Genomic DNA, 25,283 nt, shown 5'->3' with positions numbered 1-25,283 from the left:
TATGGATTCCCCCAAACATTACTTTAAAAAAATCAATACAAACAGGCCTGACACCTTGGCCGCAGGAAGGAAGCACTTTCCAAATGTAACGCTCCTGTTTGCTTTAGGGTGTCAGGCCCGATAGGTCAAGCTCTGTGTTCTCTTAGTTTTCCTCGTAAGAATTATCGTAAGTCAATTTACCGGAATGAATTTCTTCAAGGGCACGACCTACCGATTTATGGGAAACCGGTTTTATAAGGCAATTATCTTTAATTTGCATTTCCCTGGCGCGTTTAGCTGCCACCGATACAAGTGAGTATTTAGAATCGATTTTAAGTAATAGAGAATCAATTGATGGATATAACATGATTTATTCCGCCTCCAACATTTTTTTATATAAAACTGCAACTCTTTCCCGACGGCAATGCTCGGCAATTACAATTGCATTAATTCTAGCACATGCTGCATCCACATGATCATTTTCAACAACATAATCGTACAGATCCATAAGTTCTATTTCTTCCTTGGCCACTTTCATCCGGCCTTTTATCGCTTCCTCCGTCTCGGTTCCGCGAGTAACGATGCGGCTTTCGAGTTCAGTCAAACTCGGAGGAGCAAGGAAAATGAAAAGTCCTTCAGGGAACTTCTCCCGGACCTGTTTAGCTCCTTGAACTTCTATTTCCAGAAATACATCTTTTCCGGAATCGATTGTTTCACGGACATAATCCACGGGTGTTCCATAATAATTACCGACGAACTCAGCATATTCCAGCAATTTGCCTTCTTTGATCAGTGCTTCGAATTCCTCGCGTTTTTTGAAGAAATAGTCCACTCCGTCCACTTCACCATGGCGAGGCAGCCTTGTTGTCATCGAAATTGAATATTCGAATGCCGTTCCTGGCTGAGAAAAAATCGCCTTCCTAACAGTTCCTTTACCAACACCGGATGGTCCGGACAAAACGATTAATAAACCTTTTTCTCTCATATTGTTTCAGTTACCCCTCTTCTACGCTGTCATCTCTATCTTGTAGCCGTGCAGCAACCGTTTCCGGTTGAACGGCAGATAAGATAACATGGTCGCTGTCTGTAATTATAACGGCCCTGGTTCTTCTACCATATGTAGCATCTATTAAGGATCCGCGATCTCGGGCGTCTTGGATGATCCTTTTTATCGGAGCCGATTCAGGGCTCACGATGGATACGATCCGGTTCGCGGAAACGATATTCCCAAAACCAATATTAATGAGCTTAATTGACATTTTTGTCCCCCATTCATATCTATTGTCACCTTGTTAGGTTCATCATAAACCGACTACTCGATATTTTGAACCTGTTCCTTTAATTTTTCAAGCAAACTTTTCATTTCCACCACTTCTTTCGTAATGGCCGAATCATTTGCCTTTGATCCAATCGTATTGACTTCCCTATTCATTTCCTGGACAAGGAAGTCAAGTTTCCTTCCAATTGGTTCACTGAGGGTAAGGGTCCTTGAAAATTGCTGTACATGGCTATCGAGTCTGGTCAGTTCTTCATTTATATCACATTTATCAGCAAAAATGGCCGCTTCTGTCACAATACGGCTATCTTCAATCAATCCATCAGTCAACTCGGCCAGTTTGATTTCCAATCGGGCTTTATATTTTTCGACGACTGAAGGTGCATGCATTTTGACCCCTGCTACTATCTCACCAAACTTTTCAAGCTGGCGTTTCATGTCCGAGGCAAGCTCCTGACCTTCCAGATCGCGCATTTTTTTCAGATTTTCCAATGCCCCCGTGACAGCCTTCATTAACAGGGATTCCAAATCGGCAGGAACGGCAGGTACTTCTTCCGTCACGAAAATCGATTCAAGTTGCAGCATATCCTGTAATGTAATTGAACTTTCCAGATTGTATTTTCCCTTAACTTCATCCATCAATCCCACATATTGATCAGCAAGATCCCAATCGATCTTCACCTTTTTGGAAACCAGGCTCTCACCTTCCACTGTAATGAAGATTTCCACCCGTCCCCTTCTTATGTATTGATTCGCCTTCTTTTTTACCTTTTCTTCCAAAACCAAAAGCTGGCGCGGCATTCGAATCGTATATTCACAAAAACGATGGTTAACGGTCTTGATTTCAGCAAAAACCCTGACCTGTTCGTTTTCCGCTTCTTCTCTTCCATAGCCCGTCATACTGGTAACCATGGTTCCACATCCTATCAAAACATAATGTAGTAATTTGGCCTTTTAACATTCATTATATATTAGCTAAAGTACGGAAACATTAGCTTACAAATAAAATACTACAAAAATAAAAAGGCAATAGAGCAAGACTCTACCACCTTAAAGATTATACCATATATCATTGTGCTTTTCTTGCTAAAAAGGTTCCAGCCAGTAAAAAAGTTGGTATGGATGCCATTCCTATTACTAATAGCCAATCCCTTCCCGAAATCGGTACCGTATGAAAGATGGTTTGTAAAGGCTGCACATACATGACGGCTACCATCAATAATAGGGAGGATAGTACCGCCCCCACTAGATAAAGGTTACCGAATGGATTTCTCGAGAAGATCGAACGTTCACTTCGGCAATCGAATACATGTATAAGCTGAGCCAGGACCAAGGTAGCGAAAGCAATCGTTTGTGCATAAGCAAGGTTATCCGGATTTGCACGATATACAACATAAAATGCAATCAATGTGGAAACCCCTATCAGAAAACCGCGTGAGATGATCTTCCAGCCAAGCCCTCTTCCAAAAACACCTTCATTGGCATTTCTTGGATTCCTTTTCATTACATCTTCTTCTGCGGCATCCAGGCCCAATGCCATCGCAGGCAATCCGTCGGTTACAAGGTTCACGAATAAGATCTGGATTGGTATCAATGGTAATGGCAAGGCGCATAGCATCGCAAAAAACATGACCAAAATCTCTCCAACATTGGAAGCAAGCAGGTAACGGATGAACTTCCTGATGTTTTCGTAAATATTCCTGCCTTCTTTGATGGCCGATTTTATTGTGGCAAAATTATCGTCAACCAATATCAAGGAAGAAGCTTCTTTAGCAACATCAGTCCCCGTGATGCCCATGGATATACCAATATCCGCTGATTTTATCGCAGGGGCATCATTGACACCATCCCCTGTCATTGCAACGACATGTCCTTTATTTTGCAAGGCTTTTACGATTTTTAACTTATGTTCCGGGGAAACTCGGGCAAATACCGAAACACTTTCAACAACTTCCTCAAGTTCCCCGACTTCCATGTCCGCCAATTGCCGTCCTTCAAGTACACGATCTTTTCCTTTTAAAATTCCAAGCTCTTTAGCAATTGCCTTTGCGGTTATCACATGGTCGCCTGTAATCATGACAGTTTTGATCCCGGCGTCCCTGCATTCCTTAACTGCCTGTTTCACCTCCGGACGAGGGGGATCGATCATGCCCTGCAGTCCCATGAAGGTCAAATTACGCTCAGCTTCGGTTTCATGCAGCAAAATCGTTCCTTTTGAAAGAGGTTTATAACCTACAGCAATCATTCTAAGTGCCTGCGAAGCAAGCCCATTCATGTCCTGCTGCACCCTTTCCTTACTCTCCCGATTTAATATTTCCGACCTTCCTTCCCAAAGAATCGTGTCGGACTGGGCAATCAATACGTCCGGGGCACCTTTTACGATAACGAAATGATTATCTTTATCATCCTTCACTATGACACTCATCATTTTGCGGCTCGAGTCAAATGGAAACTCCTTTACTATCGTAAACCTCTTAGATAAGTGTTCCCTCGTCAATCCCGCTTTCATTGCCGCGACCAACATCGCCCCTTCTGTCGGATCACCGTCTAGAATATATTGTTTACCATTCTCCTTTAACTCAGCTTTATTACAGAGCATGCCGAATGTAATTATTTGAAGCAAGGCATTATGGTTTTTCGGGGCAACTGAAACTCCCTCTAAAGAAAATTCTCCGACCGGATTGTAACCAGTACCGCCCACATCCCAAGTTTTTCCTCCACTCCAAACCTTCGTCACCGTCATTTTGTTTTGTGTCAGTGTACCTGTTTTATCTGAGCAAATCACTGTTGCACAGCCAAGCGTTTCTACGGCAGGAAGCTTACGGACAATTGCTTTTTGTTTGATCATACGCTGAACACCTAAAGACAAGGCTACGGTCACAATGGCTGGCAAGCCTTCGGGAATCGCCGCAACAGCCAAAGATACCCCGGCCAAAAACATCGTATAAAGATCATGTCCTTGAATGACACCAGTCAGGACCACGATTACAGTTAATATTAAAGCCGTGACGATCAAGATTTTGCCTAGCTGCTCCAACCTCCGTTGAAGCGGTGTTTCTTTTGTTTCTGCAGTCTGCAGGAGATCCGCAATCTTTCCCATCGCCGTATTCATTCCTGTAGCGATTACGATTCCGACTCCATTCCCTCTTGTCACCATCGTTCCCATAAACGCCATATTTTCCTGATCACCGATACCTTCAACCTCATTCATCAATGGATCAGAACATTTTACGGCCGGGAGTGACTCGCCGGTAAGTGCCGACTCTTCTATTTCAAGGCTTGAATGGTCGATGATCCGTAAATCGGCACCAATACGGTCACCGCTCGAAAACTTCAGGATATCCCCTACAACCACTTCTCTCGATGGGATTTTCATCCACTGGCCATCTCGAAGCACGTTAACTTGCGGTGCAGCCATTTCCTTTAAGGCATCCAATGATTTTTCTGCCTTCCGTTCTTGAAAAAAACCAAGTAATCCATTCAAAAAAACAATCGCCATGATGGCAATCGCATCGATATATTCACCCAATATCCCGGAAACCAATGTCGCGGCAAGTAAAACTATGACCATGAAATCTTTGAATTGGGCGAAAAATAAAAGAATGGCTGACTGTTTTTCTCCTTCCTTCAATTCGTTAAAACCATTCTTTCGCAGCCTGTCCTTTACTACATCATCGTCCAAACCGTGTGTAACGTTTGTTTGAAGCGCTTTCTCCATTTCTTGATTATTCATTTCCCTGAACTCCATCAAGTTTCACACATCCCTTTGAATAGAATGAAATAGGCTCCTGTATACATCTCAACAGGCGCTTTTTGCTTTACTCTTCCAACACCTGCCTGCTTACCGATACATAAAACAACCTGCTCTTCTTCCATGATTATTCAGACTCGTCCAAAATAATGCTATAATTAAACAGAATTGCGGAAAGAAGAACGATCCGGATAATTTTTTGTATGAACGAACTGTAATCATGATGAATGGACCAATTTTGTATTCAATATCAGGAAATTAAAAAAAGCATCCATTCACTGTACCTGAACTGCTGCTTTCACCCAGTTCGCTAAAAAATTGTAGTTAACTAAAATGGGCAGCGATGCATTTATAACGCCCGGCAAAAATGAGTTCTTAGAAAATCTTATGTAAAGGAAGTAAAAATAGAATGTCATTTGATGGATTATTTACGAAAGCGATGACGGAAGAAATCGCTTCTTTATTAGAAGGTGGACGAATCAATAAGGTACATCAGCCTTATAAAAATGAAGTAATACTGGTTGTTCGTGCTGGAGGTAAGAACCATAAGCTCTTATTATCAGCCCATCCAAGTTATTCGAGGGTGCAAATGACCGAAGAAAGTTATGAAAATCCCAAAGAGGCACCCATGTTCTGCATGCTTCTTAGGAAGCACCTCGAAGGCTATACGATAGAAAACATTTATCAATATGAACTTGATAGGATGATCATTTTTGAAGTGAAGGGCCGTAATGAGCTTGGCGATGTCTCTCAAAAGCAGTTAATCATCGAAATCATGGGGCGACACAGCAACATTGTTTTAGTAGATAAAGAACGAAATATGATTTTGGACAGCATTAAGCATGTTTCACATGCCGTCAACAGTTATCGGGCGATATTGCCCGGCCAGGAATATAAAGCTCCACCCGCACAGGAAAAAAATGATCCCTTCAAGGCTACCGAGGACGATATCAGGAAGAATATTGACTTCAATGCAGGAAAGCTGGATCGACAGCTTGTTGCCCATTTTTCAGGAGTTTCACCATTAGTTGCAAAGGAAGCCGTCTACCGGGCCGGACTTGCCAACAGTACGACCCTTCCAACAGCCTTTTTAAAGATTATCCAGGAAATCTCGGAACAGAAATATGCTGCCACGATCAAACAAGATGGAAATAAAGAAGTTTTTTATATGCTTTCACTAGAGCATCTGTCTGGGAATCAACGTACGTTTTCTTCATTGAGCGAGATGCTGGACCGCTACTACTTCGGAAAGGCAGAAAGAGATCGGGTTAAGCAAAAGAGTCAGGATGTAGAACGTTTCATTACTAATGAAATCGAAAAGAACTCAAAAAAAATCGGCAAGCTCGAACGTACATTGAAAGATACGGAACGCGGGGAACAGTATCAGTTGTTCGGTGAGCTGCTTACAGCTAATCTATATCAAATGAAAAAAGGCATGAAGGAAATAGAAGTCGTCAATTATTATGATGAAGAACAAAGTATGGTCACCATCCCGCTTGACCCATTAAAAAATCCGTCAGATAATGCACAAAAGTACTTCTCCAGATACCAAAAGTCCAAAAATGCAGTCGGAGTGGTCCAAGAACAAATCGAAAAAACTAAATTGGAATTGGCCTACTTCGAAGCCTTGCATCAGCAGCTCCAATCAGCGTCACCCAGGGATATAGAGGAGATTCGGGAAGAACTTCAGGAAGAAGGATACATTAGGCAAAAAAAGAAAAAAGGCATGAAAAAGCCTGCAAATGCAAAACCGCAGCTTGAAACATATTATGCTACGGATGGAGATCTCATTTTTGTCGGGAAGAATAATAAACAAAATGATTATTTAACGAATAAGTTTGCACGCCGTGATGAAATATGGCTTCATACCAAAGATATACCCGGCTCACATGTTGTGATTCGAAATGAATCGCCAAGTGAACAAACGATAAAAGAGGCAGCCGTATTAGCAGCTTTCTTCAGTAAAGCAAAGCAATCGAGTTCAGTGCCCGTTGATTTCACACAGGTTCGCCATGTTAAGAAACCGAATGGTTCCAAGCCCGGGTTCGTAATCTATGACCAGCAGCAGACCGTTTATATTACACCGGATGCCGATACTGTCATACGCTTAAAGGAAGCGGTAAAGGAGTAAAAAAATAGAGGGGGCCCAGTCCTAAGTGATTGGGCCTCCTCTATTTTCATGCCGAAATCCAAGCTGTATCAGCCGGATTCTCCCGCCATTTTTTTAGCTTTTCCAATTCTTCTGCCGTGATGTACCCTTTATCATTAGCGACTTTTATCAAAGTAGAGTAGTCACTCAACGAATGGTTAATAATGCCCTCAGCTTCGAATTTTTCTTTTCCCTTTTCCAATTCGTAAGTAAAGATCGAAACGACTCCTAGAACATCACATCCAGCCTCTTTCAGCGCATTAACAGCAGTAATCACACTTCCGCCGGTTGAAATCAAGTCTTCTACAACCACCACTTTTTGTCCTGGAACTGCGCGGCCTTCGATTTGATTGCCCTTTCCGTGCTCCTTGGCTTTGGATCGAACATAGCACATCGGTGCATTTAATTTTTCACTCACCCAAGCTGCATGCGGAATGCCGGCAGTTGCTGTGCCTGCAATCAGTTCAGCCTCAGGGAAATGCTGTTCAATCAAACCTTTCAATCCTTCCGCTATTTCATTGCGAACCTCTGGGTATGAAAGGGTTAAGCGATTGTCACAATAAATGGGTGATTTAATTCCAGATGCCCAAGTAAAGGGGTCATTCGGCTGTAGGTACACTGCTTTTATTTCCAATAGATGTTCAGCTATCTTATTATTTAACATGATATTCCCTCCCAAGCTGCTTTCATATCCAAATACGCCCTTAATGGATCTGCCGCCCCCGTTATGGCTCTCCCTACAACGATGGCATCCGCTCCAAAATCCCTAGCTTGTTCAGGCGTGGCAATTCTCTTTTGATCATGCGTCTGTCCACCTGCACTTCGGATTCCTGGTGTGACGGTCAAGAATTCATGACCGATGCGTTCATGTATGTTCTTTACTTCATGGGTAGAACAGACGACGCCATCCAATCCTGCCTGTCTAGTAAGGTTTGCATAATGGAGGACCGAATCTTCCAGAGATCCGGCAATGTTTTGCTCAGCATTCATTTGTTCTTGTGACGTGCTCGTCAGTTGGGTAACCCCAATGCATAATGGTCGTTTTTTACCAGCGGACGTACCCTTATCCAGGCCTTCCATGGCTGCTTCCATCATCTTTTGTCCACCTGCTGCATGTACATTGACCATGTCAGCGCCTAAAGCTGCCAATCCGGTCATGGCCATTTTAACGGTGTTTGGAATATCATGAAGCTTCAAGTCCAAAAACACATCGTGACCTTGCTCCTTTACGAAAGAAACGATTGATGGACCATTCTGATAAAATAATTCCATCCCCACTTTTACAGCCAGTTTTTCCGAATGGAACTGTTTTAGGAATGTCTCCGTTTGAAGGAGGTCAGGGAAATCAAGAGCGATTATTAGTGACTGTTTCATTTTGCTTCCAGCTCCTTCCGGTACATTCTGAAATATGGTCAAATCCCAGCTCATCCAACAATTTCGGTAATTCTTCGATGATGGTCGGGCATACAAAGGGATCCACGAAGTTCGCGGTTCCCACCGCAACAGCACTGGCACCCGCATAGAAAAATTCAATGACGTCTTCCGCCGTAGCGATGCCGCCCATTCCGATTATTGGAATAGAAACTTGCTGGCTAACCTCATAAATCATCCGGAGCGCTACAGGTTTTATTGCAGGACCAGATAATCCACCCGTTCTGTTAGAAAGGATCGGTTTGCCCGTTTTTAAATCCAATCGCATGCCGACTAATGTATTTATCATTGTCAACCCGTCGGCCCCGCCATCTTCAACTGCTTTGGCCATATCCACAATATTACTGACATTCGGTGAAAGCTTCACATAGACTGGGACGGAAGATACTTCCTTTACCGCCTTGGTTACCTCTTTGGCAACTTCCGGTACCGTACCGAAAGCTATGCCTCCTTCTTTTACGTTCGGACAAGAGATATTCAATTCAAGTGCTTTCACATTCCCCGCCTTGCTTATTTCACTGGCAACTTTTACATAGTCATCTATTTGCGAACCTGCAACGTTGGCAATGATGGGAACATCATACCTACTTAGCCAGGCCAGTTCTTCACTGATGACCTTTTCCAAGCCTGGATTCTGCAGACCGATGGCGTTCAGCATTCCCGAAGAGGTTTCCGCAACACGCGGAGTTGGGTTGCCGAACCTCGGCTCAGGAGTGGTCGCTTTGATCATGATCGCCCCAAGAATATCCAAGTCGAAAAATTGACTGTATTCACGGCCAAATCCAAAGCACCCAGATGCTGGCATGACCGGGTTTTTCAAGTGTAATCCTGGTAATTCAACTGAAAGCCTGCTCATAATACCACCTCTCCTGCCCGGAATACGGGTCCATCGCTGCAAACCTTTTTATAACTGAAACCAGTTGGGTCATCCCCTGTATGACACACGCAAGCAAAGCATGCACCGATGCCGCATCCCATCCTTTCCTCAAGGGACAGGAAAAGCTTTTTCTCACGATAGCCCGATTCCAAGGCTCTTAACATTGGTGTAGGCCCGCATGAAAAGATCGTTGCAAACTCTTGCTCCAGATTGTCTATTACAGTTGTAACAAATCCTTTTGTCCCGTATGAACCATCCACCGTGGCAATATAGGTATCACCTAATTCACTGAATTCTTTTTCGTAAAAGATGGCTGACTTGGTTTGGAAGCCCAATACATGGATTACCGTAACACCTTTCGCAACCAACATTTGTGATAATTGATACAGGGGCGGGACACCAATCCCGCCGCCAACCAATAATGCCGTTTCACCCTGTTTAGCCTCATGAACGGGAAATCCGTTGCCAAGGGGTCCAAGGATATCGACCGCTTCCGCCTCTTTACGCTGCGATAACAGTGTCGTTCCTTTACCTTCAGCCCGGTATATCATCGTGAACTGTTTTTCACTGCTGTTGTAAGAAGAAATCGAAATCGGGCGTCTTAACAATGGCTCAGTGCCTTCTGTTGTCTTGACTTGGACAAACTGGCCTGGTTGATTCATCTCTGAAACCAATTCACCTTGCAGGGTAAGTTCAAAGATGGATGGGGCCAGTTCCTTATGATTTAACACCTTCATTCTTTCCTTCTTGATCATATATAGCTCACCTCACGACTTTTTTCCGTTTTTCCCATTGCTTCTGCCGAGAAGGTCATGGATTCTATCACTCTTAAAATGGCTTCTGCCGTATCAAGTGATGTTAGGCATGTCACTCCATTTTCAACCGATTCACGTCGGATTCTGAAACCATCCCGTGCCGGCTGCTTACCTTTTGTCAAAGTATTTATGACAAATTGCGCTTCCCCGTTCCGGATGACATCCAGCAGGTTTGTACCTTCTTCGCCAATTTTCCCGACAATTGCAGTCGGGATTCCTGATTGCTCCAATAGGGCAGCAGTTCCGCTGGTGGCTATCAGCTTGAAGCCGATATTATGGAAACGCCTTGCTAAAAGCAGCGCTTCTTGCTTATCTTTATCCGATATCGTCAATAACACCGAACCATGCCCCTTGATCTTGAAACCGGAAGCGACCAGCCCTTTATATAAAGCTTTTTCAAGGGTGCTATCTTTCCCCATTACTTCACCGGTCGATTTCATTTCAGGTCCGAGTGAGATGTCCACACCTCTTAATTTCGCAAATGAGAAGACCGGCACTTTCACATAGACCCCAGTTTGTTCTGGCACTAACCCCGATTTGTAACCTTGGCTTTCAAGCGTGTGGCCCAAGATGACCTTCGTGGCTAAGTTAGCCATCGGCACATTCGTAATTTTACTTAAGAATGGAACGGTTCGGCTGGAACGTGGATTTACTTCAATCACATACACTTCTTCATTGCTGATGACATATTGAATGTTCAAGAGACCAATTATATTCAAGCCTTTTGCCAATCGGGTCGTATAATCAATGATTACTTCTTTTTGTTTTTCGGTTAAGTTTTGTGGCGGATAGACTGCAATCGAGTCACCTGAATGGACGCCGGCGCGCTCAATATGCTCCATGATCCCAGGGATAACGACCGTTTCTCCATCGGAAATACCATCCACTTCGATTTCCTTACCCGTTAAGTAGCGGTCTATCAGGACAGGATGATCCGGATTTATTTTCACGGCATTTTTCATGTAATGCAGCAATTCTTCTTGTTTATAGACGATTTCCATCGCTCTTCCTCCGAGGACATACGATGGCCTTACTAAAACCGGGTACCCGATATCTTCAGCGATGATGATCGCTTCATCAACCGATGTTGCAGTTTTGCCCTTTGGCTGAGGGATGCCTAAATCCTTAAGTGCTTTTTCAAATTTATTTCGATTTTCCGCCCTATCCAGGTCTTCAAGTGAAGTACCAAGGATTTTCACTCCTCTTTCAACAAGACCATCTGCAAGGTTGATTGCTGTCTGTCCGCCAAACTGTACGATGACCCCTTCCGGTTTTTCCAAATCGATGACATGCATGACATCTTCAATAGTCAATGGTTCGAAATAAAGTTTGTCGGAGATACTGAAATCCGTCGAAACTGTTTCGGGATTGTTGTTGATGATGATCGCTTCATATCCCGCTTCCTTAATGGCCCATACCGAGTGTACGGTCGCATAATCAAACTCTACTCCTTGCCCGATCCGAATTGGGCCTGATCCCAGAACAATGACACTTTTCTTGTCAGTGACGATGGATTCATTCTCATCTTCGTATGTCCCATAAAAATACGGAGTTTCCGATTCGAATTCGGCAGCACATGTATCAACCATTTTGTAAACAGGGATGATTCCTTGCTGTTTCCGGTATTCATAGACATCAATTTCGGGAACTCCCCATATTTCTGCGATCGTTTTGTCAGAAAACCCTAGTTCTTTAGCCTTTTGCAATACTTCACAATCAAAAGAATGTTCTTTAAGCTGCTTTTCAAAGTCGATTATCTTTTTCAACTTATGCAAGAAGAATAAATCGATCTGGCTCCATTCGTGGATGGTTTCGATCGTTTTTCCCCTTCTTAACGCTTCACCGATATAGAATAACCGTTCATCTCCGGCTTTTCTGATCCGTTTCTCTATCTTTCCATCCTCAAACTCGTCATTCAAATTAAGATGGAATATACCCGCTTCAAGGGAACGCACAGCTTTTAAGATTGATTCCTCGAATGTACGGCCGATTGCCATGACTTCTCCGGTCGCTTTCATTTGGGTACCGAGCCTACGGTTGGCGCTTTCGAACTTATCGAAAGGCCAGCGCGGAATTTTCGTAACGACATAGTCCAGTGCCGGTTCAAAGCTGGCATAGGTTTTGCCAGTGACAGGGTTCATCATTTCATCGAGCGTCAAACCAACGGCTATCTTTGCTGCTAGCTTTGCAATTGGATACCCAGTCGCTTTTGAAGCAAGTGCCGAAGAACGGCTGACCCTTGGGTTCACTTCAATGACATAATATTGATAGCTGTTTGGATCTAGCGCAAGCTGAACATTACATCCACCTTCAATTTTCAAGGCGCGGATAATCTTCAAAGACGTATTTCGAAGCATTTGATACTCTCTGTCACTTAATGTTTGGCTTGGTGCCGCAACGATTGAATCGCCTGTATGGACACCGACAGGATCGAAGTTTTCCATATTACAAACAACTATTGCATTATCATTGGAATCACGCATCACTTCATATTCCACTTCTTTGAAACCGGCAATGCTCTTCTCAAGCAGACATTGGTGAACCGGGCTGCTTTTCAGGCCACCCTCAACGATCTCGATAAGCTGCTCTTCGTTATCACAAATCCCACCGCCTGTTCCGCCAAGCGTGAAGGCTGGACGAACAATGACCGGATAGCCGACTCGTTCAACGAATGTATAAGCTTCTTCCAGGTTATGAATAATGTCGCTGTCAGGCACTGGTTCCCCCAGATCGTTCATTAGCGTACGGAAAAGGTCACGGTCTTCCGCTTGTTGGATAGCCGAAAGTTTGGTCCCAAGAATTTGGACATTGCATTCTTCCAGGATTCCTGATTCGGCAAGCTCAACTGCCATGTTCAAGCCAGTCTGTCCGCCCAAGGTAGGTAACAGTGCATCCGGGCGCTCTTTACGAATGATTTTGCTGACAAATTCCAATGTGATCGGTTCGATATAAACCGCGTCAGCCATTTCAGTGTCTGTCATGATTGTCGCAGGGTTAGAGTTAATCAGGATCACTCGATAGCCTTCTTCTTTTAAGGCTATACACGCTTGGGTTCCTGCATAATCGAACTCGGCGGCCTGTCCGATGACGATCGGACCGGAACCAATTACTAGGATGCTTTTTATATCATTGCGTTTTGGCATGTTTTTTCCCCCTTGTTGGTTGCAGCTTCAATCATTTGTAAGAATTCATTGAATAAGTAGTTGGCATCTTCCGGACCTGGTGATGCTTCCGGGTGATATTGTACGGTGAAAGCTGGATACTTTTTATGGCGCAGACCTTCAATCGTATCGTCATTCAATGCTGTATGTGTCACAATAAGATCTGTACTTTCAATGGAAAGTTCTTCAACTGTATATCCATGATTTTGAGATGTGATGGATACCTTTCCGGTACGAAGGTCCCTAACTGGATGATTCGAACCTCGATGGCCGAATTTTAATTTTGCCGTATCCGCCCCGTTTGCAAGTGCGAATAATTGATGTCCTAAACAGATTCCGAATAACGGTACTTGCGTTTGGATTGTACGGATCATTTCGAGCGTCTCATGAACACTTTTCGGATCTCCAGGGCCGTTTGAAAGCATCACGCCATCCGGATGGTATTGCATCACTTCTTCGGCCGTGACGTTATAAGGTACAACCACGACATCACAGCCGCGCTTCGTCAACTCACGTAAAATCCCATGCTTCATGCCGTAGTCTACAAGAACAACCCGCGGGCCTCTGCCCGGGCTGGAATAAGGTGCTTTTGTTGAAACCTGTTTTACCTGATTAGAAGGAATCACTGTTGCCTTCAATTGGGAAACCACTTCACTTGCATCTTTATTGATATTGCAAAGCGCCCCTTTTAGTGCACCTGATTTCCTGATGATTCTTGTCAGCTTTCTCGTATCGATTCCGCTTATTCCAGGTATGTTCTTCATTTTCAGATATTCATCTAGTGATAATTGGTTTCGCCAGTTGGAAGGAAGTTCTGCTGTTTCCTTAACGACGAATCCTGCTATGGCTGGGTTGATGGATTCAAAGTCATCGCGGTTTATCCCGTAGTTCCCGATTAATGGATACGTAAGTGTAACGATTTGACCGCAATACGATGGATCGGATAGAATCTCTTGGTAACCGGTCATTCCTGTGTTAAAAACGACTTCACCTATTTTTTCTACGTCCCCGCCGAATGCTTCCCCAAGGAATACTGTCCCATCTTCTAAAATTAGCTGTCTTTTCATCCTTGAACACGTCCTTTTTCCCAAGCTATTTTTCCTTCTGCAATCGTCATGACTGGCCAGCCATAACATTTCTTTTCATTAAAAGGTGTATTTTTCCCTTTTGAAGCAAACTCTTCAGCATTGATTTCTTTTTCCGTTTCCAAATCGATGAGTACGATATCCGCAGTAGCACCTTCTTTTAGCTCTCCATAAGGAAGGGAGAAGCTTTCGGATGGTTTGATTGTCATGAAATCGATCAATTGCTTTAATGTTATGACGCCCTTTTTAACCAATTCGGTGTAAAGCAGCGGGAAGGCCGTTTCCAATCCTACGATTCCGAAAGGAGCCAGCTGCATTCCCTGCGCCTTTTCCTCTGCCGCATGCGGGGCATGGTCTGTTGCTATAAAATCGATGGTTCCATCAAGCAGCCCTTCAATCAACGCGTCCCGATCTTCACGGCCCCTTAATGGCGGGTTCATTTTATAATTCGTATCAAGTCCCGGTATATCATCTTCACACAATAATAAGTGATGCGGTGTTACTTCGGCGGTGACGCGGATACCTGCACGCTTTGCATCCCTTACCGTCCTTACCGATTCCTTAGTGGATATATGGCACACGTGATAATGGCAGTCTGCCGCTTCGGCAAGAAGGATATCCCGGGCGATATGTACAGCTTCACATACCGACGGAATTCCATTGATCCCCTGTTCTTTTGAGAATCTTCCTTCATGGACGGAGCCTTTATTGATTAAGCTATTGTCTTCACAATGAGCAACAATGGCCATATCTTGAGCTGCTGCCCGTTTCATCGCTTCCAGCATCATCCCGGCTTCTTGAATTCCTACGCCATCGTCTGTAAAGGCGAAAGCACCCGTTTGTTTTAGTGAAGCAAAGTCGGTCAGCTCCTTGCCAGCTTCCCTAATCGTAATGGATGCATATGGGAGTACCCTGACATGAGCCGTTTCTTCAATTTTCCTGTTAAGCGCTTCTAGGTTCTCCACTGTATCAGGAACTGGCCTAGTATTAGGCATCGCCGCTACCGTAGTGAAACCGCCTCTTGCCGCTGCAAGCGTTCCGCTTGCGATTGTTTCCTTATGTTCACCGCCCGGTTCGCGTAAATGGACATGCAGGTCAACAAGCCCAGGTGTAATCAGTAATCCTCCAGCGTCAACTACGTTACAATTTTCCGTCGCCAAGTCCTCGCCGATCTTTGTGATGACCTTGCCTTCTATCTCAATGTCCGCTTTTTTGAATGAGTTTTGATTATCTAGCAATACTCCATTTTTGATTACTGTTTTCATGGATGTTTCCCCCTTCGGTTTGTTCAAGCACATTTTTTAATACGGCCATTCTAATGAACACGCCATTTTCCATTTGTTTAAAAATTCTCGAGCGGCTGCATTCGACTAAATCACTGTCTATTTCAACACCGCGGTTTATTGGTGCAGGATGCATGATGATCGCATCCGGTTTCATATTTTTTTCACGTTGTTTGGTCAGGCCGAATTTTTCCAGGTAATCTCCATTTGCCTGATCGTATTTATCAATATGCCTTTCATGCTGTATTCTGAGCAGCATGACCACATCCGATGTAGCTACCGCATGATCGATGTCTTCATACCTTCCTAAACTGTTTGTTCTGTCAAACCATTCAGGCGGACCCGAAAATACGACATTCGCTCCTAAACGAGTCAGTGCTTCTGCATTCGATTTCGCAACCCGACTATGCCTTACATCACCGATTATCGCAATCTTCAGACCTTTGAAACTTTTAAACTCTTGTTTAATCGTCAATAAGTCCAGTAATGATTGGGTTGGGTGATTTCCGCAGCCATCCCCTGCATTGATTATTGGAATCCCGATCTTCTCATTCAATTCGTCAAAATAATTATCCTGTTCATGACGGATGATCAAGGCATTTACACCTATCGCTTCTAACGTTTTAACTGTGTCATATAAGGTTTCGCCTTTTAACACGGATGATGTACCCGCATCAAAAGGAATGACCTCAAGTCCCAATTTTCTTTCAGCCATTTCAAAGCTTGATTTTGTACGGGTACTTGGTTCAAAGAAGAGATTGGCAACTGTGGTCAGTTGCTTTGGAATCCAGTTGGTTCCGTTGGCAAAACACTCTGCCTCATGTAAAATCCCTTCAATCTCACTTATTGTCAATTCATTCATGGTCAATAATTTTTTCATCGATCCTGCTCCTCTCACATTTGTGATGCGGGGCATAAAAAACACCCCGCCATTAAGGACAGGGTGTAGGTCATAAAGATTGTGAGGACACGGAATGGTTTACACTTTTCTCCGTTCTCATTCATCTTTACAGCAACACCCTTTTAAGCCTCTCTGGACTTCTTTTAAAAGGTGATCTATTGTTTTGATGCAATATCTTATTTTCCAAATATATCTCCGGATATTTTTTCCCGGTCAGGAAGAATCAAGTTAAGAAGGATTCCTACGATGGCTGAAAGTGCCATTCCGGAAAGCGATACCGTTTCCGATAGTTGTACGAACGCTCCTCCGATTCCTAACACCAGGATGACTGAAGCTATCATCAGGTTTCTTTTCTTGTCAAAGTCGACCTTATTATCAATTAGCATCCTCAATCCACTTGAGGCGATGATACCGAAGAGCAAGATGGAAATGCCGCCCATCACAGCTGTAGGTATCGAGCTGATGACTGCTGAAATCTTACCGTTAAAGCCAAAGATGATTGCAGTCAATGCTGCCCCTCCGATGATATAGACACTGTACGCCTTCGTCATGGTCAGGACCCCAATATTTTCACCATACGAAGTCAGCGGCGGCCCACCGATGAAGGACCCAATCATGATTCCTGCGCCATCTCCTAAAATCGAGCGATGCAAACCTGGCTTTTCCAAAAAGTTTCTGCCGACTACTTTGCTCAGTACCATCTGGTGACCGATATGTTCTGATAAAGTTACGATGGCAACCGGTACCATGATGGCAATGACTTCCCATGAGAAGGTCGGTGTATAGGTTACATACGGAAACATGAATTCAGGCATTTCCCACCATTTTGCTGCCTTGATTGGTTCATAATCTATTATACCTGCTACAGCCGAACAGCCGTAGCCCACTAGGATTCCCATTAAAATGGGGATCAAGTTAATGAATCCCTTAAAGAATACGTTGCAGATGATTGTTACCGCTAAAGTGATCAGCGCTATAATTATATAAGTGACGCTGTATTTATCTTGCGGATCATACATTGCCATGTCCACTGCCGTTCCGGCAAGGCTTAATCCGATTACGATAATCACCGGACCAACCACAACCGGAGGAAGTATATTCATTAACCAGCTTAAACCGACTTTTTGGATGATCAAAGCTACAATCCCATATATGAACCCTGCCGCAAAACAGCCGATCATGGCCGCTTCCGGACCTCCCAAAGCCTTAGCCGCGATGATTGGCGTAATGAAAGCGAAAGATGAACCGAGATAAGCTGGTATCTGACCTTTCGTTATCAATAAGTACGAAAGTGTTCCCAACCCGCTTGAAACCAGTGCTACCGCCGGGCTTAAACCTACCAGGAATGGCACCAGCACCGTTGCGCCGAACATGGCGAACAAATGCTGGATGCTTAACGTAATCCACTGTCCAGCCTTTGGCACGTCCTCGACATCCAGTACGATGTCCCTTTTCATTTCTTCCATTTCCGTATCCCCCTCATGAAAATTCCATCAAAACTGTAAAAACCCTCTTTGCAGTATACAAAGAGGGTTTCTCAGAAGGTAAATGCCTATACATGGGCATAGCTCTTCTGATTGACTCCCCTTTGCCAGCCTCTCTGGACTGTCTTTAAAAGGGTAATATGAAATTTTCATGGTGTTTAGTTTTCTAATATAGTAACTTGATCTACTTGATCTACTTCTGTTAAAGTAACTGTAATTTTTTCAGATTGGGAAGTCGGAACGTTTTTACCGACGAAATCCGCGCGAATCGGCAGTTCCCTATGTCCCCTATCCACTAATACGGCAAGCTGGATCTGCGAAGGTCTTCCCAAATCCACCAGAGCATCCATTGCCGCTCTAACGGTTCTGCCTGTGAAAAGAACATCATCCACTAAAATCACTTTCTTGTCAGTGATATTGACCGGAATGTCCGAACCTTTTACGATGGGTTCCCCATCATTGGTCTTTTTCGAAAGGTCGTCGCGATAAAGTGTAATATCCAGTTCACCCAGCTCTATTTCCTTGCCTTCTATTTGATTGATGCGCTTTGCAAGTCGGTCAGCGAGGAAAATCCCGCGTGTACGTATCCCGATTAAGACGCAATCCTCAATCCCCTTATTTTTCTCAATGATTTCATGGGCAATCCTCGTCAAGGCTCTGCTAATGGCCTGCTCATCAAGTACTATGGCTTTCTCATTCAACACGTCGGCCACCCCGATTCTTTTTTCTGATAAGTCAATTTCAACAAAAAAATCCTCATGCCAAGAAGGCATGAGGATTTTATCGCCATGGGCATAATTATCCCACTTTGCGTATCCGTTTCCTTCTCAGTCTCTCTGAACTGTGTTAAAGGTTCTTATTAAGTTGTTATTATAATATATCAAAAAAATGAATTTGTCAATCCTTACTTCTACGTAATTGATTAATTAGATTTTCAAACTCCTCCGGAATCGGCGCTTCGAATTCCATATACTCATTTGTTCGTGGATGAATGAAACCTAGAAGACCGGCGTGTAACGCTTGTCCATCCAATTTCAGGGTCTTTTTCGGACCATATTTCGGATCTCCCGCCAGTGGGAAGCCAATGTATTTCATATGAACACGGATTTGATGTGTCCTTCCTGTTTCAAGCTGGCATTCCACCAAAGTGAAATCTTTGAAGCGTTCGATGACACGGAAATGCGTGACGGCATTTTTGGCATTCGAATCTGTGACAGTCATGCTTTGGCGATCTTTTTTATCGCGGCCGATCGGTGCATCGATCGTTCCAAAATCATGAGGGATCACACCATGAACTACAGCTTGATACTTACGGGTAACCGTTTTGTCAACGAGCTGCTGTACCAGTTTCTCATGTGCCATATCATTTTTGGCAACCATCAATAGCCCTGATGTATCTTTGTCGATCCGATGGACGATTCCAGGACGCATGACACCGTTGATTCCAGAAAGATCCTTGCAGTGAGCCATCAATCCATTTACAAGCGTGCCAGATACATGTCCCGGTGCCGGATGGACGACCATACCGCTCGGTTTATTAACCACGAGTACATCTGCATCTTCATAATAGATATCCAAATCCATTTCCTCTGCTACCGCATCCAATTCCTCAAGTTCTGGAATCGTCACTTCGATTGTATCGCCAGGAACGGCTTTGTAATTCGTCTTAATAACCGCGCCATTTACCAAAACGTGATCTTCCTTGATCCATTGCTGGACTTGCGTGCGAGACCATTCCTCATTTAAAGTGGAAAGGGCCTTATCAATCCTAACTCCTTTTAGTGTTTCATCGATGCTGTATAACCTTTTATCCATTATCTTTCTCCTTAGCGTTTTTTTCTTCTAAAAACATATGAATCACGAGCAGTCCGACACCAATTGAAAGCGCAGCATCAGCAACATTAAATACCGGGAAACTATAGCTGAAAATATAGGTATGAACGAAATCCACTACTTCCTGACGAGCAACACGATCGATGAAATTACCAATCGCACCGCCTAGCATGAGACCAAGTGCAACTCCGAGTAAAATGCTTTCCTTCGCCATTTTCTGAATATAATAGACAAGTCCAATAATGACAGCGATGGTGATGATGTAGAAAAACCACATTTGACCTTGTAGAATTCCCCATGCTGCCCCACGATTACGATGCGAGGTGATATATAGAAGGTTTTCAATAATTTCAATGCTTTCTCCGTACTCCATTTTTTTCACAATCATCCATTTTGTCAGCTGATCGAGAGCTATGACCAAAAGGGCAATCAAATAATAAAACACATTTTTTCCCCCAAACTAATCAAATCTTCACTTTTGAATTGTAGCATAAACTAGAAATAATGACTAATCCGAAAAACAGAAGTCCGCTAACTGTTCCTTAAGAATATCGGAAGATTGGACAAAGGCAAAATTCCCGATTGGGGTTTTAGCTTTCATTCACACAAAAAAGCCGGCCCTTCATATAGGGACCGGCTTTTTTGCAGGAATTATTGATTCACGTAATGTTCTTTCACGACTGTAGCACAACGCGGGCAAAGTGTTGGATGATCCTCCACTTGACCTACTTCCTTCGAAACATTCCAGCAACGTTCACACGTTTCACCTTCTGCTTTTGTAACAAGGATTGCTATATCCTCAAGTTTAACCGCTTCGGCTGGGGCACTTGCCACATCTCCAGCGATTTCAAATTCAGATACGATGAATAGCTGTTCAAAGCTTTCCTTGATGCCATCAAGCAGGTTTTTCGTTTCTTCATTAACATATACCGTCACTTTAGCATTCAGTGATTTTCCGATGACCTTCTGGTTACGGGCTTCTTCCAATGCTTTCAGAACATTATCACGGACATCCATGAACGCCGTCCATTTTGCTTCAATGACTTCAGCATCATCAATGGAAATTTCTTCAGGCATCAATGTCAACTGTACACTTTCTTCCGTTACACCCGGAATGAACGCCCATACTTCATCAGCTGTATGAGAGAGGATCGGTGATACCAATTTAGTCAAGCTGACCAATGATTCGTAAAGGACCGTTTGAATGGCCATACGCTCTTTCCCATTTGGTGCTTCACAATAAAGAATGTCTTTTGCATAATCAAGGTAGAACGAACTTAAATCCTGTGTACAGAAATTATTGACCATATTATAAATGGTAGCAAACTCATAATTTTCATAACTTAGCTTCGACTGTTTGATCAGTTTATTTAATTTAACCAGCATGTATCGATCGACTTCAGGCAATTCTTGAACAGCCACTTTATCGGTCTTAGGATTGAATCCATCCAAGTTCCCCAACAGGAAGCGGAAAGTATTACGAATCTTACGGTAAACTTCCGAAACTTGTTTTAAAATAGGATCGGAAACCCTGACATCCGATTGGTAATCCACCGAAGCTACCCAAAGGCGTAAGATATCTGCACCCAGTTGGTTCATGACCTTGGATGGCAGTACAACATTCCCAATCGACTTACTCATTTTACGGCCTTCGCCATCCAATGCGAACCCGTGGCTAAGTACACCTTTATATGGTGCTTTGCCTGTAACGGCAACGCTCGTTGAAAGTGATGAGTTAAACCAGCCGCGATATTGATCGGACCCTTCTAAATAAAGGTCAGCAGGGCGTTGCAAGTCGTCTCTTTCTTCAAGTACCGCTTGATGAGAAGAACCGGAATCGAACCATACGTCCATGATATCCGTTTCTTTCGTGAAGATACCATTCGGGCTGCCTTCATGTGTATAGCCCTCAGGCAGAAGATCTTTCGCTTCACGCTCAAACCAGATGTTTGAACCGTGTTCGCGGAATAGGTTTGAAATATGGTCGATGGTTTCATCCGTAATGATCGGCTCGCCATTTTCTCCATAAAACACTGGAATTGGCACGCCCCAAGCGCGTTGGCGGGAAATACACCAATCCCCACGGTCACGGACCATATTGAATAGGCGCGTTTCGCCCCAAGCCGGTACCCATTTCGTTTCTTCAATCGCTTCCAGAAGTTCATTGCGGAAGTCCTTGATTGACGCGAACCATTGTGCTGTTGCACGGAAGATCGTTGGCTTCTTCGTCCGCCAGTCATGTGGATAAGAGTGCGTGATGAACGTCAAGTTCAATAACGCGCCTGCTTCAGTTAATTTTTCGGTAATCGGTTTATTCGCTTGATCATAAAATAATCCGGCAAATTCCCCTGCTTCTTCCGTCATGACCCCTTTTTCATCTACAGGACAAAGTACGTCCAAGCCATATTTTTGCCCAATGATAAAGTCATCTTCACCATGACCTGGCGCAGTATGAACACAGCCCGTTCCAGCTTCAGTCGTTACGTGCTCACCTAACATCACTAAAGATTCACGGTCATAAAGAGGATGTTTGGCAACAGCACGGTCCAACTCGCTCCCTTTTACTGTTTTATGGATGGACGGGTTTTCCCAGCCTAATGTTTCCGTAACCGATTCAAGCAGTGCCTCAGCAATTAAGAATTTTTCATTTTCGACAGCCACTACTACATAATTTAATTGCGGATGCAATGAGATACCAAGATTAGCCGGAATCGTCCATGGAGTTGTCGTCCAGATGATGATCTTGACGCCTTCATCAATTACACCTTTGCCATCTGTGACTTCAAAAGCAACATAGATCGAAGCAGAGCGTTTGTCTTGATATTCGATTTCAGCTTCGGCTAGCGCTGATTCACTTGAAGGGGACCAGTAAACAGGTTTTTTCCCTTTATAAATGTAGCCTTTTTTCGCCATTTCACCGAATACCTTGATTTGCTGTGCTTCATATTCAGGCTTCAATGTGATATAAGGATTTTCCCAATCACCACGGACCCCTATTCTCTTAAACTGCTCACGTTGATTGTCAATCTGGCCATAAGCATACTCTTCACAAAGCTTTCTGAATTCGGCAACGCTCATTTCTTTCCGTTTCACGCCTTTTTTCGTCAATGCCGTTTCGATTGGAAGCCCATGTGTATCCCAGCCAGGTACATACGGTGCTTGAAAACCGCTCATCGATTTAAATCGGACAATAAAATCCTTTAAAACCTTATTCATTGCATGGCCCATGTGGATATCGCCGTTGGCATATGGAGGTCCATCATGCAAAATGAATAAAGGACGTCCTTCCGTTTGTTCTTGCACTTTTTTATAGATGTTCATTTCTTTCCATTTTTCTTGGATTTCCGGTTCACGCTTCGGCAAATTCCCCCGCATTGGAAATTCAGTTTTAGGCATCAATAAGGTATCTTTGTATTCCATCATAAAATCCTCCATCCGTCTTTTAAAAAAATTCATTCGAACCGATGACTTGATATCCGGCCAAAATAAAAAGCCCTCTCATCCCTAAAAAAGGGACGAGAAAGCTTTGCTTCCCGCGGTACCACCCTGGCTAGAAAGATTCACGAAGTGAATCCAACCTCTCGAGCATTCGTAACGTGAATGAAACGCTTCATTTACTTACTGCAAAAGCAGGTTCAACTCAGAACTCAAGGGTGATCTTCAATATCTTCGCTTATTCCGGGCTTTCACCATCCCCGGTTCGCTAAAAATAAGTGTGTGAAGAATTTACTTTCCCTGTCATCGTCTAATTTCATAATGAATTGTATTGTTAAAAAATTATATGCGAAAAAAGTGTTCAAAGTCAAGGAATCGTTTAAATTTCCTCTTCCACTCTCTCATTTAATTCTATTTCAGTCGCATCCACTTCATAATCCAGAAGATGGTCCCAATCGTCATTGTCCAGCAAATCCAGCTGTGCACCGACAAGCATTTTGAAACGTGTCCGGAATACTTTGGATTGTTTTTTCAAATCTTCAATATCCATCGCTATTTTCCTTGCTTTCACAAGTGACTCATTTACGATCCTGTCAGCATTTTTCTCTGCTTCCTTTATGATCAGTTTCGCTTCTTTTTGGGCATTGCGCCTTAATTCTTCGGCTGCTTCCTGAGCGACAATAATCGACTTGTTAAGTGTACCCTCAATTGTCGTAAAATGTCCCAAACGATCGAAAGTCTCGTTCAGTTTATCTTCAAGTTCCTTCTTCTCCCTCAAAATCAGTTCATAATCTTTAATGACCTGGTCGAGAAATTCATTTACTTCATCTTCATCATACCCTCGAAATACTTTGTTAAATTCCTTGTTATGTATATCTATCGGGGTTAAGGGCATTACGGCACCTCCAGAACGGTTTCTACTCTAGTATGTTAAAACTCTATATTCGACAATAAATTTATGATTCCTGCTTTTTCTTGAATTATTTTTGTCTGCCTAACGAGATTCTCCACTTATCCTTCTTGGTTTTCCCATCGATTGAAGTTATTTTACATCTTCCAAAACCTCTGATGGAAAGTGTGTCACCCTCACGGCATTCTTCCGAGACGTTTTCCGTTTGCTTGAAATTCACCTTTACTTTTCCTGACGTTATCAAGGACTGGGTTTTTTGACGGGACAAATTCAGGACGGCCGATAGCACACTGTCAAGCCTAAGAGAACTGACGGTGGTTACTTGCTCTTCCCATTTTTCCTTAACTTGGACGATATTCTCGATTGGAAGCCGTTTGATGGAAACGGAAGCATTCCCTATTTTCTCCAGATTCCCAGTGAGATATGAATCCATCTCTTCGGCAGCTATAAATTGAATATGCTCTTCCGTCACTATTATATCACCAAATTTTTCACGTTTTACCCCTAGTGACATCAAGGTTCCAAGTATTTGCCTATGTTCAAGCGTTACAAATTTTTTTGGATAGGAGATATCGTATAAGGAGATATTGAAATCAGATGGTTCAGGAGAGTAATAATCAGGGAAAATGAGCACACGTTTTCGCTCTACGAAATCGCTCCCGCCATTGAATTGCAGTTTCGCTTCCGGATCATTCCCTATTAAGGAAGTAAGGATTTCCTGCTGACGCGGATCAAGAAAATCAGATAGTTTCGGAGCGTAGGAATGTTTAACTTGATCAATCCAATTCATAGCCTGGTCGATAAAATCTTTTTCCTCCGGCCTGAAATGCTGATAAATACTCATGATTGAATAAATGCTCCTTAGTTATCAAATTAATGGTCGATCATAAGGAATTGATTGAACTCATTCTGG

Annotated in this window: 22 protein-coding genes; 1 reads left to right on the top strand and 21 read right to left on the bottom strand. The window is 43.4% G+C overall.

Annotated features, from left to right (window positions below; genetic code table 11):
- Positions 1–142 precede the first annotated feature (142 nt).
- The 6 genes from rpoZ to MKX49_RS06180 form a co-directional block, all read right to left on the bottom strand.
- Positions 143–346, bottom strand: coding sequence for a DNA-directed RNA polymerase subunit omega (gene rpoZ, locus MKX49_RS06205; RefSeq protein ID WP_034313807.1), 204 nt, complete (start codon positions 344–346; stop codon positions 143–145).
- A gap of 3 nt (positions 347–349) precedes the next feature.
- Positions 350–964 carry a guanylate kinase gene (gmk, locus tag MKX49_RS06200; RefSeq protein WP_076366617.1) on the bottom strand — a complete coding sequence of 205 codons (615 nt, stop codon included), beginning with the start codon at positions 962–964 and terminating at the stop codon, positions 350–352.
- A gap of 10 nt (positions 965–974) precedes the next feature.
- Positions 975–1,238, bottom strand: a complete 264-nt coding sequence (gene remA / locus MKX49_RS06195; RefSeq protein WP_034313813.1) for an extracellular matrix/biofilm regulator RemA — start codon at positions 1,236–1,238, stop codon at positions 975–977.
- A gap of 53 nt (positions 1,239–1,291) precedes the next feature.
- Positions 1,292–2,167, bottom strand: coding sequence for a YicC/YloC family endoribonuclease (locus tag MKX49_RS06190; RefSeq protein WP_323599233.1), 876 nt, complete (start codon positions 2,165–2,167; stop codon positions 1,292–1,294).
- A 157-nt stretch (positions 2,168–2,324) separates the two neighbouring features.
- Positions 2,325–5,003 carry a calcium-translocating P-type ATPase, SERCA-type gene (locus MKX49_RS06185; protein WP_063596539.1) on the bottom strand — a complete coding sequence of 893 codons (2,679 nt, stop codon included), beginning with the start codon at positions 5,001–5,003 and terminating at the stop codon, positions 2,325–2,327.
- The gene (locus tag MKX49_RS06180) at positions 5,003–5,131 is read right to left on the bottom strand and encodes a hypothetical protein (protein ID WP_340875683.1); all 129 of its coding nucleotides are present in this window, start codon (positions 5,129–5,131) and stop codon (positions 5,003–5,005) included. The genes MKX49_RS06185 and MKX49_RS06180 overlap by 1 nt, the downstream gene beginning before the upstream one ends.
- 284 nt (positions 5,132–5,415) lie before the next feature.
- Here MKX49_RS06180 and MKX49_RS06175 point away from each other — a divergent pair, with 284 nt between their 5' ends.
- The gene (locus MKX49_RS06175) at positions 5,416–7,137 is read left to right on the top strand and encodes an Rqc2 family fibronectin-binding protein (RefSeq protein WP_340875680.1); all 1,722 of its coding nucleotides are present in this window, start codon (positions 5,416–5,418) and stop codon (positions 7,135–7,137) included.
- Positions 7,138–7,183: 46 nt separating this feature from the next.
- Here MKX49_RS06175 and pyrE read toward each other — a convergent pair whose 3' ends face one another.
- The 15 genes from pyrE to MKX49_RS06100 all read right to left on the bottom strand — a co-directional run bounded on the left by pyrE (position 7,184) and on the right by MKX49_RS06100 (position 25,214).
- Positions 7,184–7,819 carry an orotate phosphoribosyltransferase gene (gene pyrE, locus MKX49_RS06170; RefSeq protein WP_034313822.1) on the bottom strand — a complete coding sequence of 212 codons (636 nt, stop codon included), beginning with the start codon at positions 7,817–7,819 and terminating at the stop codon, positions 7,184–7,186.
- The gene (gene pyrF / locus MKX49_RS06165) at positions 7,813–8,529 is read right to left on the bottom strand and encodes an orotidine-5'-phosphate decarboxylase (protein ID WP_048684626.1); all 717 of its coding nucleotides are present in this window, start codon (positions 8,527–8,529) and stop codon (positions 7,813–7,815) included. The genes pyrE and pyrF overlap by 7 nt, the downstream gene beginning before the upstream one ends.
- Positions 8,501–9,442, bottom strand: coding sequence for a dihydroorotate dehydrogenase (locus MKX49_RS06160; RefSeq protein WP_063591681.1), 942 nt, complete (start codon positions 9,440–9,442; stop codon positions 8,501–8,503). The genes pyrF and MKX49_RS06160 overlap by 29 nt, the downstream gene beginning before the upstream one ends.
- Positions 9,439–10,218, bottom strand: a complete 780-nt coding sequence (locus MKX49_RS06155; RefSeq protein WP_054396938.1) for a dihydroorotate dehydrogenase electron transfer subunit — start codon at positions 10,216–10,218, stop codon at positions 9,439–9,441. Before MKX49_RS06155 ends, MKX49_RS06160 begins: the two co-directional genes overlap by 4 nt.
- Positions 10,215–13,421: a carbamoyl-phosphate synthase large subunit gene (carB, locus tag MKX49_RS06150; RefSeq protein ID WP_053534349.1), complete on the bottom strand. Its 3,207-nt coding sequence runs from the start codon at positions 13,419–13,421 to the stop codon at positions 10,215–10,217. Before carB ends, MKX49_RS06155 begins: the two co-directional genes overlap by 4 nt.
- The gene (locus tag MKX49_RS06145; RefSeq protein WP_048684617.1) at positions 13,400–14,506 is read right to left on the bottom strand and encodes a carbamoyl phosphate synthase small subunit; all 1,107 of its coding nucleotides are present in this window, start codon (positions 14,504–14,506) and stop codon (positions 13,400–13,402) included. Before MKX49_RS06145 ends, carB begins: the two co-directional genes overlap by 22 nt.
- On the bottom strand, positions 14,503–15,789 hold the full coding sequence (locus MKX49_RS06140; RefSeq protein ID WP_340875675.1) for a dihydroorotase: 1,287 nt from the start codon (positions 15,787–15,789) through the stop codon (positions 14,503–14,505). Before MKX49_RS06140 ends, MKX49_RS06145 begins: the two co-directional genes overlap by 4 nt.
- Entirely contained in the window at positions 15,752–16,687 is a 936-nt protein-coding gene (locus MKX49_RS06135; protein WP_323599229.1) for an aspartate carbamoyltransferase catalytic subunit, read from the bottom strand. Before MKX49_RS06135 ends, MKX49_RS06140 begins: the two co-directional genes overlap by 38 nt.
- Positions 16,688–16,884: 197 nt before the next feature.
- Positions 16,885–18,174: a solute carrier family 23 protein gene (locus MKX49_RS06130; RefSeq protein WP_081088559.1), complete on the bottom strand. Its 1,290-nt coding sequence runs from the start codon at positions 18,172–18,174 to the stop codon at positions 16,885–16,887.
- A 176-nt stretch (positions 18,175–18,350) separates the two neighbouring features.
- Positions 18,351–18,893 carry a bifunctional pyr operon transcriptional regulator/uracil phosphoribosyltransferase PyrR gene (gene pyrR, locus MKX49_RS06125; RefSeq protein WP_048684666.1) on the bottom strand — a complete coding sequence of 181 codons (543 nt, stop codon included), beginning with the start codon at positions 18,891–18,893 and terminating at the stop codon, positions 18,351–18,353.
- 196 nt (positions 18,894–19,089) lie between these two features.
- A complete protein-coding gene (locus MKX49_RS06120) occupies positions 19,090–20,007 on the bottom strand; it encodes an RluA family pseudouridine synthase (RefSeq protein ID WP_034313849.1) in 918 nt (305 codons plus the stop codon).
- A complete protein-coding gene (gene lspA / locus MKX49_RS06115) occupies positions 20,000–20,470 on the bottom strand; it encodes a signal peptidase II (protein ID WP_034313851.1) in 471 nt (156 codons plus the stop codon). The genes MKX49_RS06120 and lspA overlap by 8 nt, the downstream gene beginning before the upstream one ends.
- A 206-nt stretch (positions 20,471–20,676) precedes the next feature.
- Positions 20,677–23,445 carry an isoleucine--tRNA ligase gene (gene ileS, locus MKX49_RS06110; RefSeq protein ID WP_340878484.1) on the bottom strand — a complete coding sequence of 923 codons (2,769 nt, stop codon included), beginning with the start codon at positions 23,443–23,445 and terminating at the stop codon, positions 20,677–20,679.
- A gap of 394 nt (positions 23,446–23,839) precedes the next feature.
- On the bottom strand, positions 23,840–24,355 hold the full coding sequence (locus MKX49_RS06105) for a DivIVA domain-containing protein (protein WP_034313857.1): 516 nt from the start codon (positions 24,353–24,355) through the stop codon (positions 23,840–23,842).
- Positions 24,356–24,440: 85 nt separating this feature from the next.
- On the bottom strand, positions 24,441–25,214 hold the full coding sequence (locus MKX49_RS06100) for a YlmH family RNA-binding protein (RefSeq protein WP_048684605.1): 774 nt from the start codon (positions 25,212–25,214) through the stop codon (positions 24,441–24,443).
- Between the last annotated feature and the right edge of the window lie 69 nt (positions 25,215–25,283).

The sequence above is a fragment of the Peribacillus sp. FSL M8-0224 genome (genome assembly GCF_038003055.1).
Taxonomy (GTDB): Bacteria; Bacillota; Bacilli; order Bacillales; family DSM-1321; genus Peribacillus; species Peribacillus frigoritolerans.
This window is presented reverse-complemented; position numbering and strand designations above follow the sequence as displayed.

Excerpts from the sequence above, each read along its gene's own strand:
- MKX49_RS06105 (WP_034313857.1), bottom strand. The coding sequence starts at position 24,355 with ATGCCCTTAACCCCGATAGATATACATAACAAGGAATTTAACAAAGTA.
- MKX49_RS06160 (WP_063591681.1), bottom strand. The coding sequence starts at position 9,442 with ATGAGCAGGCTTTCAGTTGAATTACCAGGATTACACTTGAAAAACCCG.
- MKX49_RS06175 (WP_340875680.1), top strand. The coding sequence starts at position 5,416 with ATGTCATTTGATGGATTATTTACGAAAGCGATGACGGAAGAAATCGCT.
- MKX49_RS06100 (WP_048684605.1), bottom strand. The coding sequence starts at position 25,214 with ATGAGTATTTATCAGCATTTCAGGCCGGAGGAAAAAGATTTTATCGAC.
- ileS (WP_340878484.1), bottom strand. The coding sequence starts at position 23,445 with ATGGAATACAAAGATACCTTATTGATGCCTAAAACTGAATTTCCAATG.
- MKX49_RS06120 (WP_034313849.1), bottom strand. The coding sequence starts at position 20,007 with ATGGATAAAAGGTTATACAGCATCGATGAAACACTAAAAGGAGTTAGG.
- pyrE (WP_034313822.1), bottom strand. The coding sequence starts at position 7,819 with ATGTTAAATAATAAGATAGCTGAACATCTATTGGAAATAAAAGCAGTG.
- pyrF (WP_048684626.1), bottom strand. The coding sequence starts at position 8,529 with ATGAAACAGTCACTAATAATCGCTCTTGATTTCCCTGACCTCCTTCAA.
- carB (WP_053534349.1), bottom strand. The coding sequence starts at position 13,421 with ATGCCAAAACGCAATGATATAAAAAGCATCCTAGTAATTGGTTCCGGT.
- MKX49_RS06185 (WP_063596539.1), bottom strand. The coding sequence starts at position 5,003 with ATGGAGTTCAGGGAAATGAATAATCAAGAAATGGAGAAAGCGCTTCAA.
- rpoZ (WP_034313807.1), bottom strand. The coding sequence starts at position 346 with ATGTTATATCCATCAATTGATTCTCTATTACTTAAAATCGATTCTAAA.
- MKX49_RS06190 (WP_323599233.1), bottom strand. The coding sequence starts at position 2,167 with ATGGTTACCAGTATGACGGGCTATGGAAGAGAAGAAGCGGAAAACGAA.
- MKX49_RS06135 (WP_323599229.1), bottom strand. The coding sequence starts at position 16,687 with ATGAAAAAATTATTGACCATGAATGAATTGACAATAAGTGAGATTGAA.
- gmk (WP_076366617.1), bottom strand. The coding sequence starts at position 964 with ATGAGAGAAAAAGGTTTATTAATCGTTTTGTCCGGACCATCCGGTGTT.
- MKX49_RS06145 (WP_048684617.1), bottom strand. The coding sequence starts at position 14,506 with ATGAAAAGACAGCTAATTTTAGAAGATGGGACAGTATTCCTTGGGGAA.
- remA (WP_034313813.1), bottom strand. The coding sequence starts at position 1,238 with ATGTCAATTAAGCTCATTAATATTGGTTTTGGGAATATCGTTTCCGCG.
- MKX49_RS06130 (WP_081088559.1), bottom strand. The coding sequence starts at position 18,174 with ATGGAAGAAATGAAAAGGGACATCGTACTGGATGTCGAGGACGTGCCA.
- MKX49_RS06155 (WP_054396938.1), bottom strand. The coding sequence starts at position 10,218 with ATGATCAAGAAGGAAAGAATGAAGGTGTTAAATCATAAGGAACTGGCC.
- MKX49_RS06140 (WP_340875675.1), bottom strand. The coding sequence starts at position 15,789 with ATGAAAACAGTAATCAAAAATGGAGTATTGCTAGATAATCAAAACTCA.
- MKX49_RS06180 (WP_340875683.1), bottom strand. The coding sequence starts at position 5,131 with ATGGAAGAAGAGCAGGTTGTTTTATGTATCGGTAAGCAGGCAGGTGTT.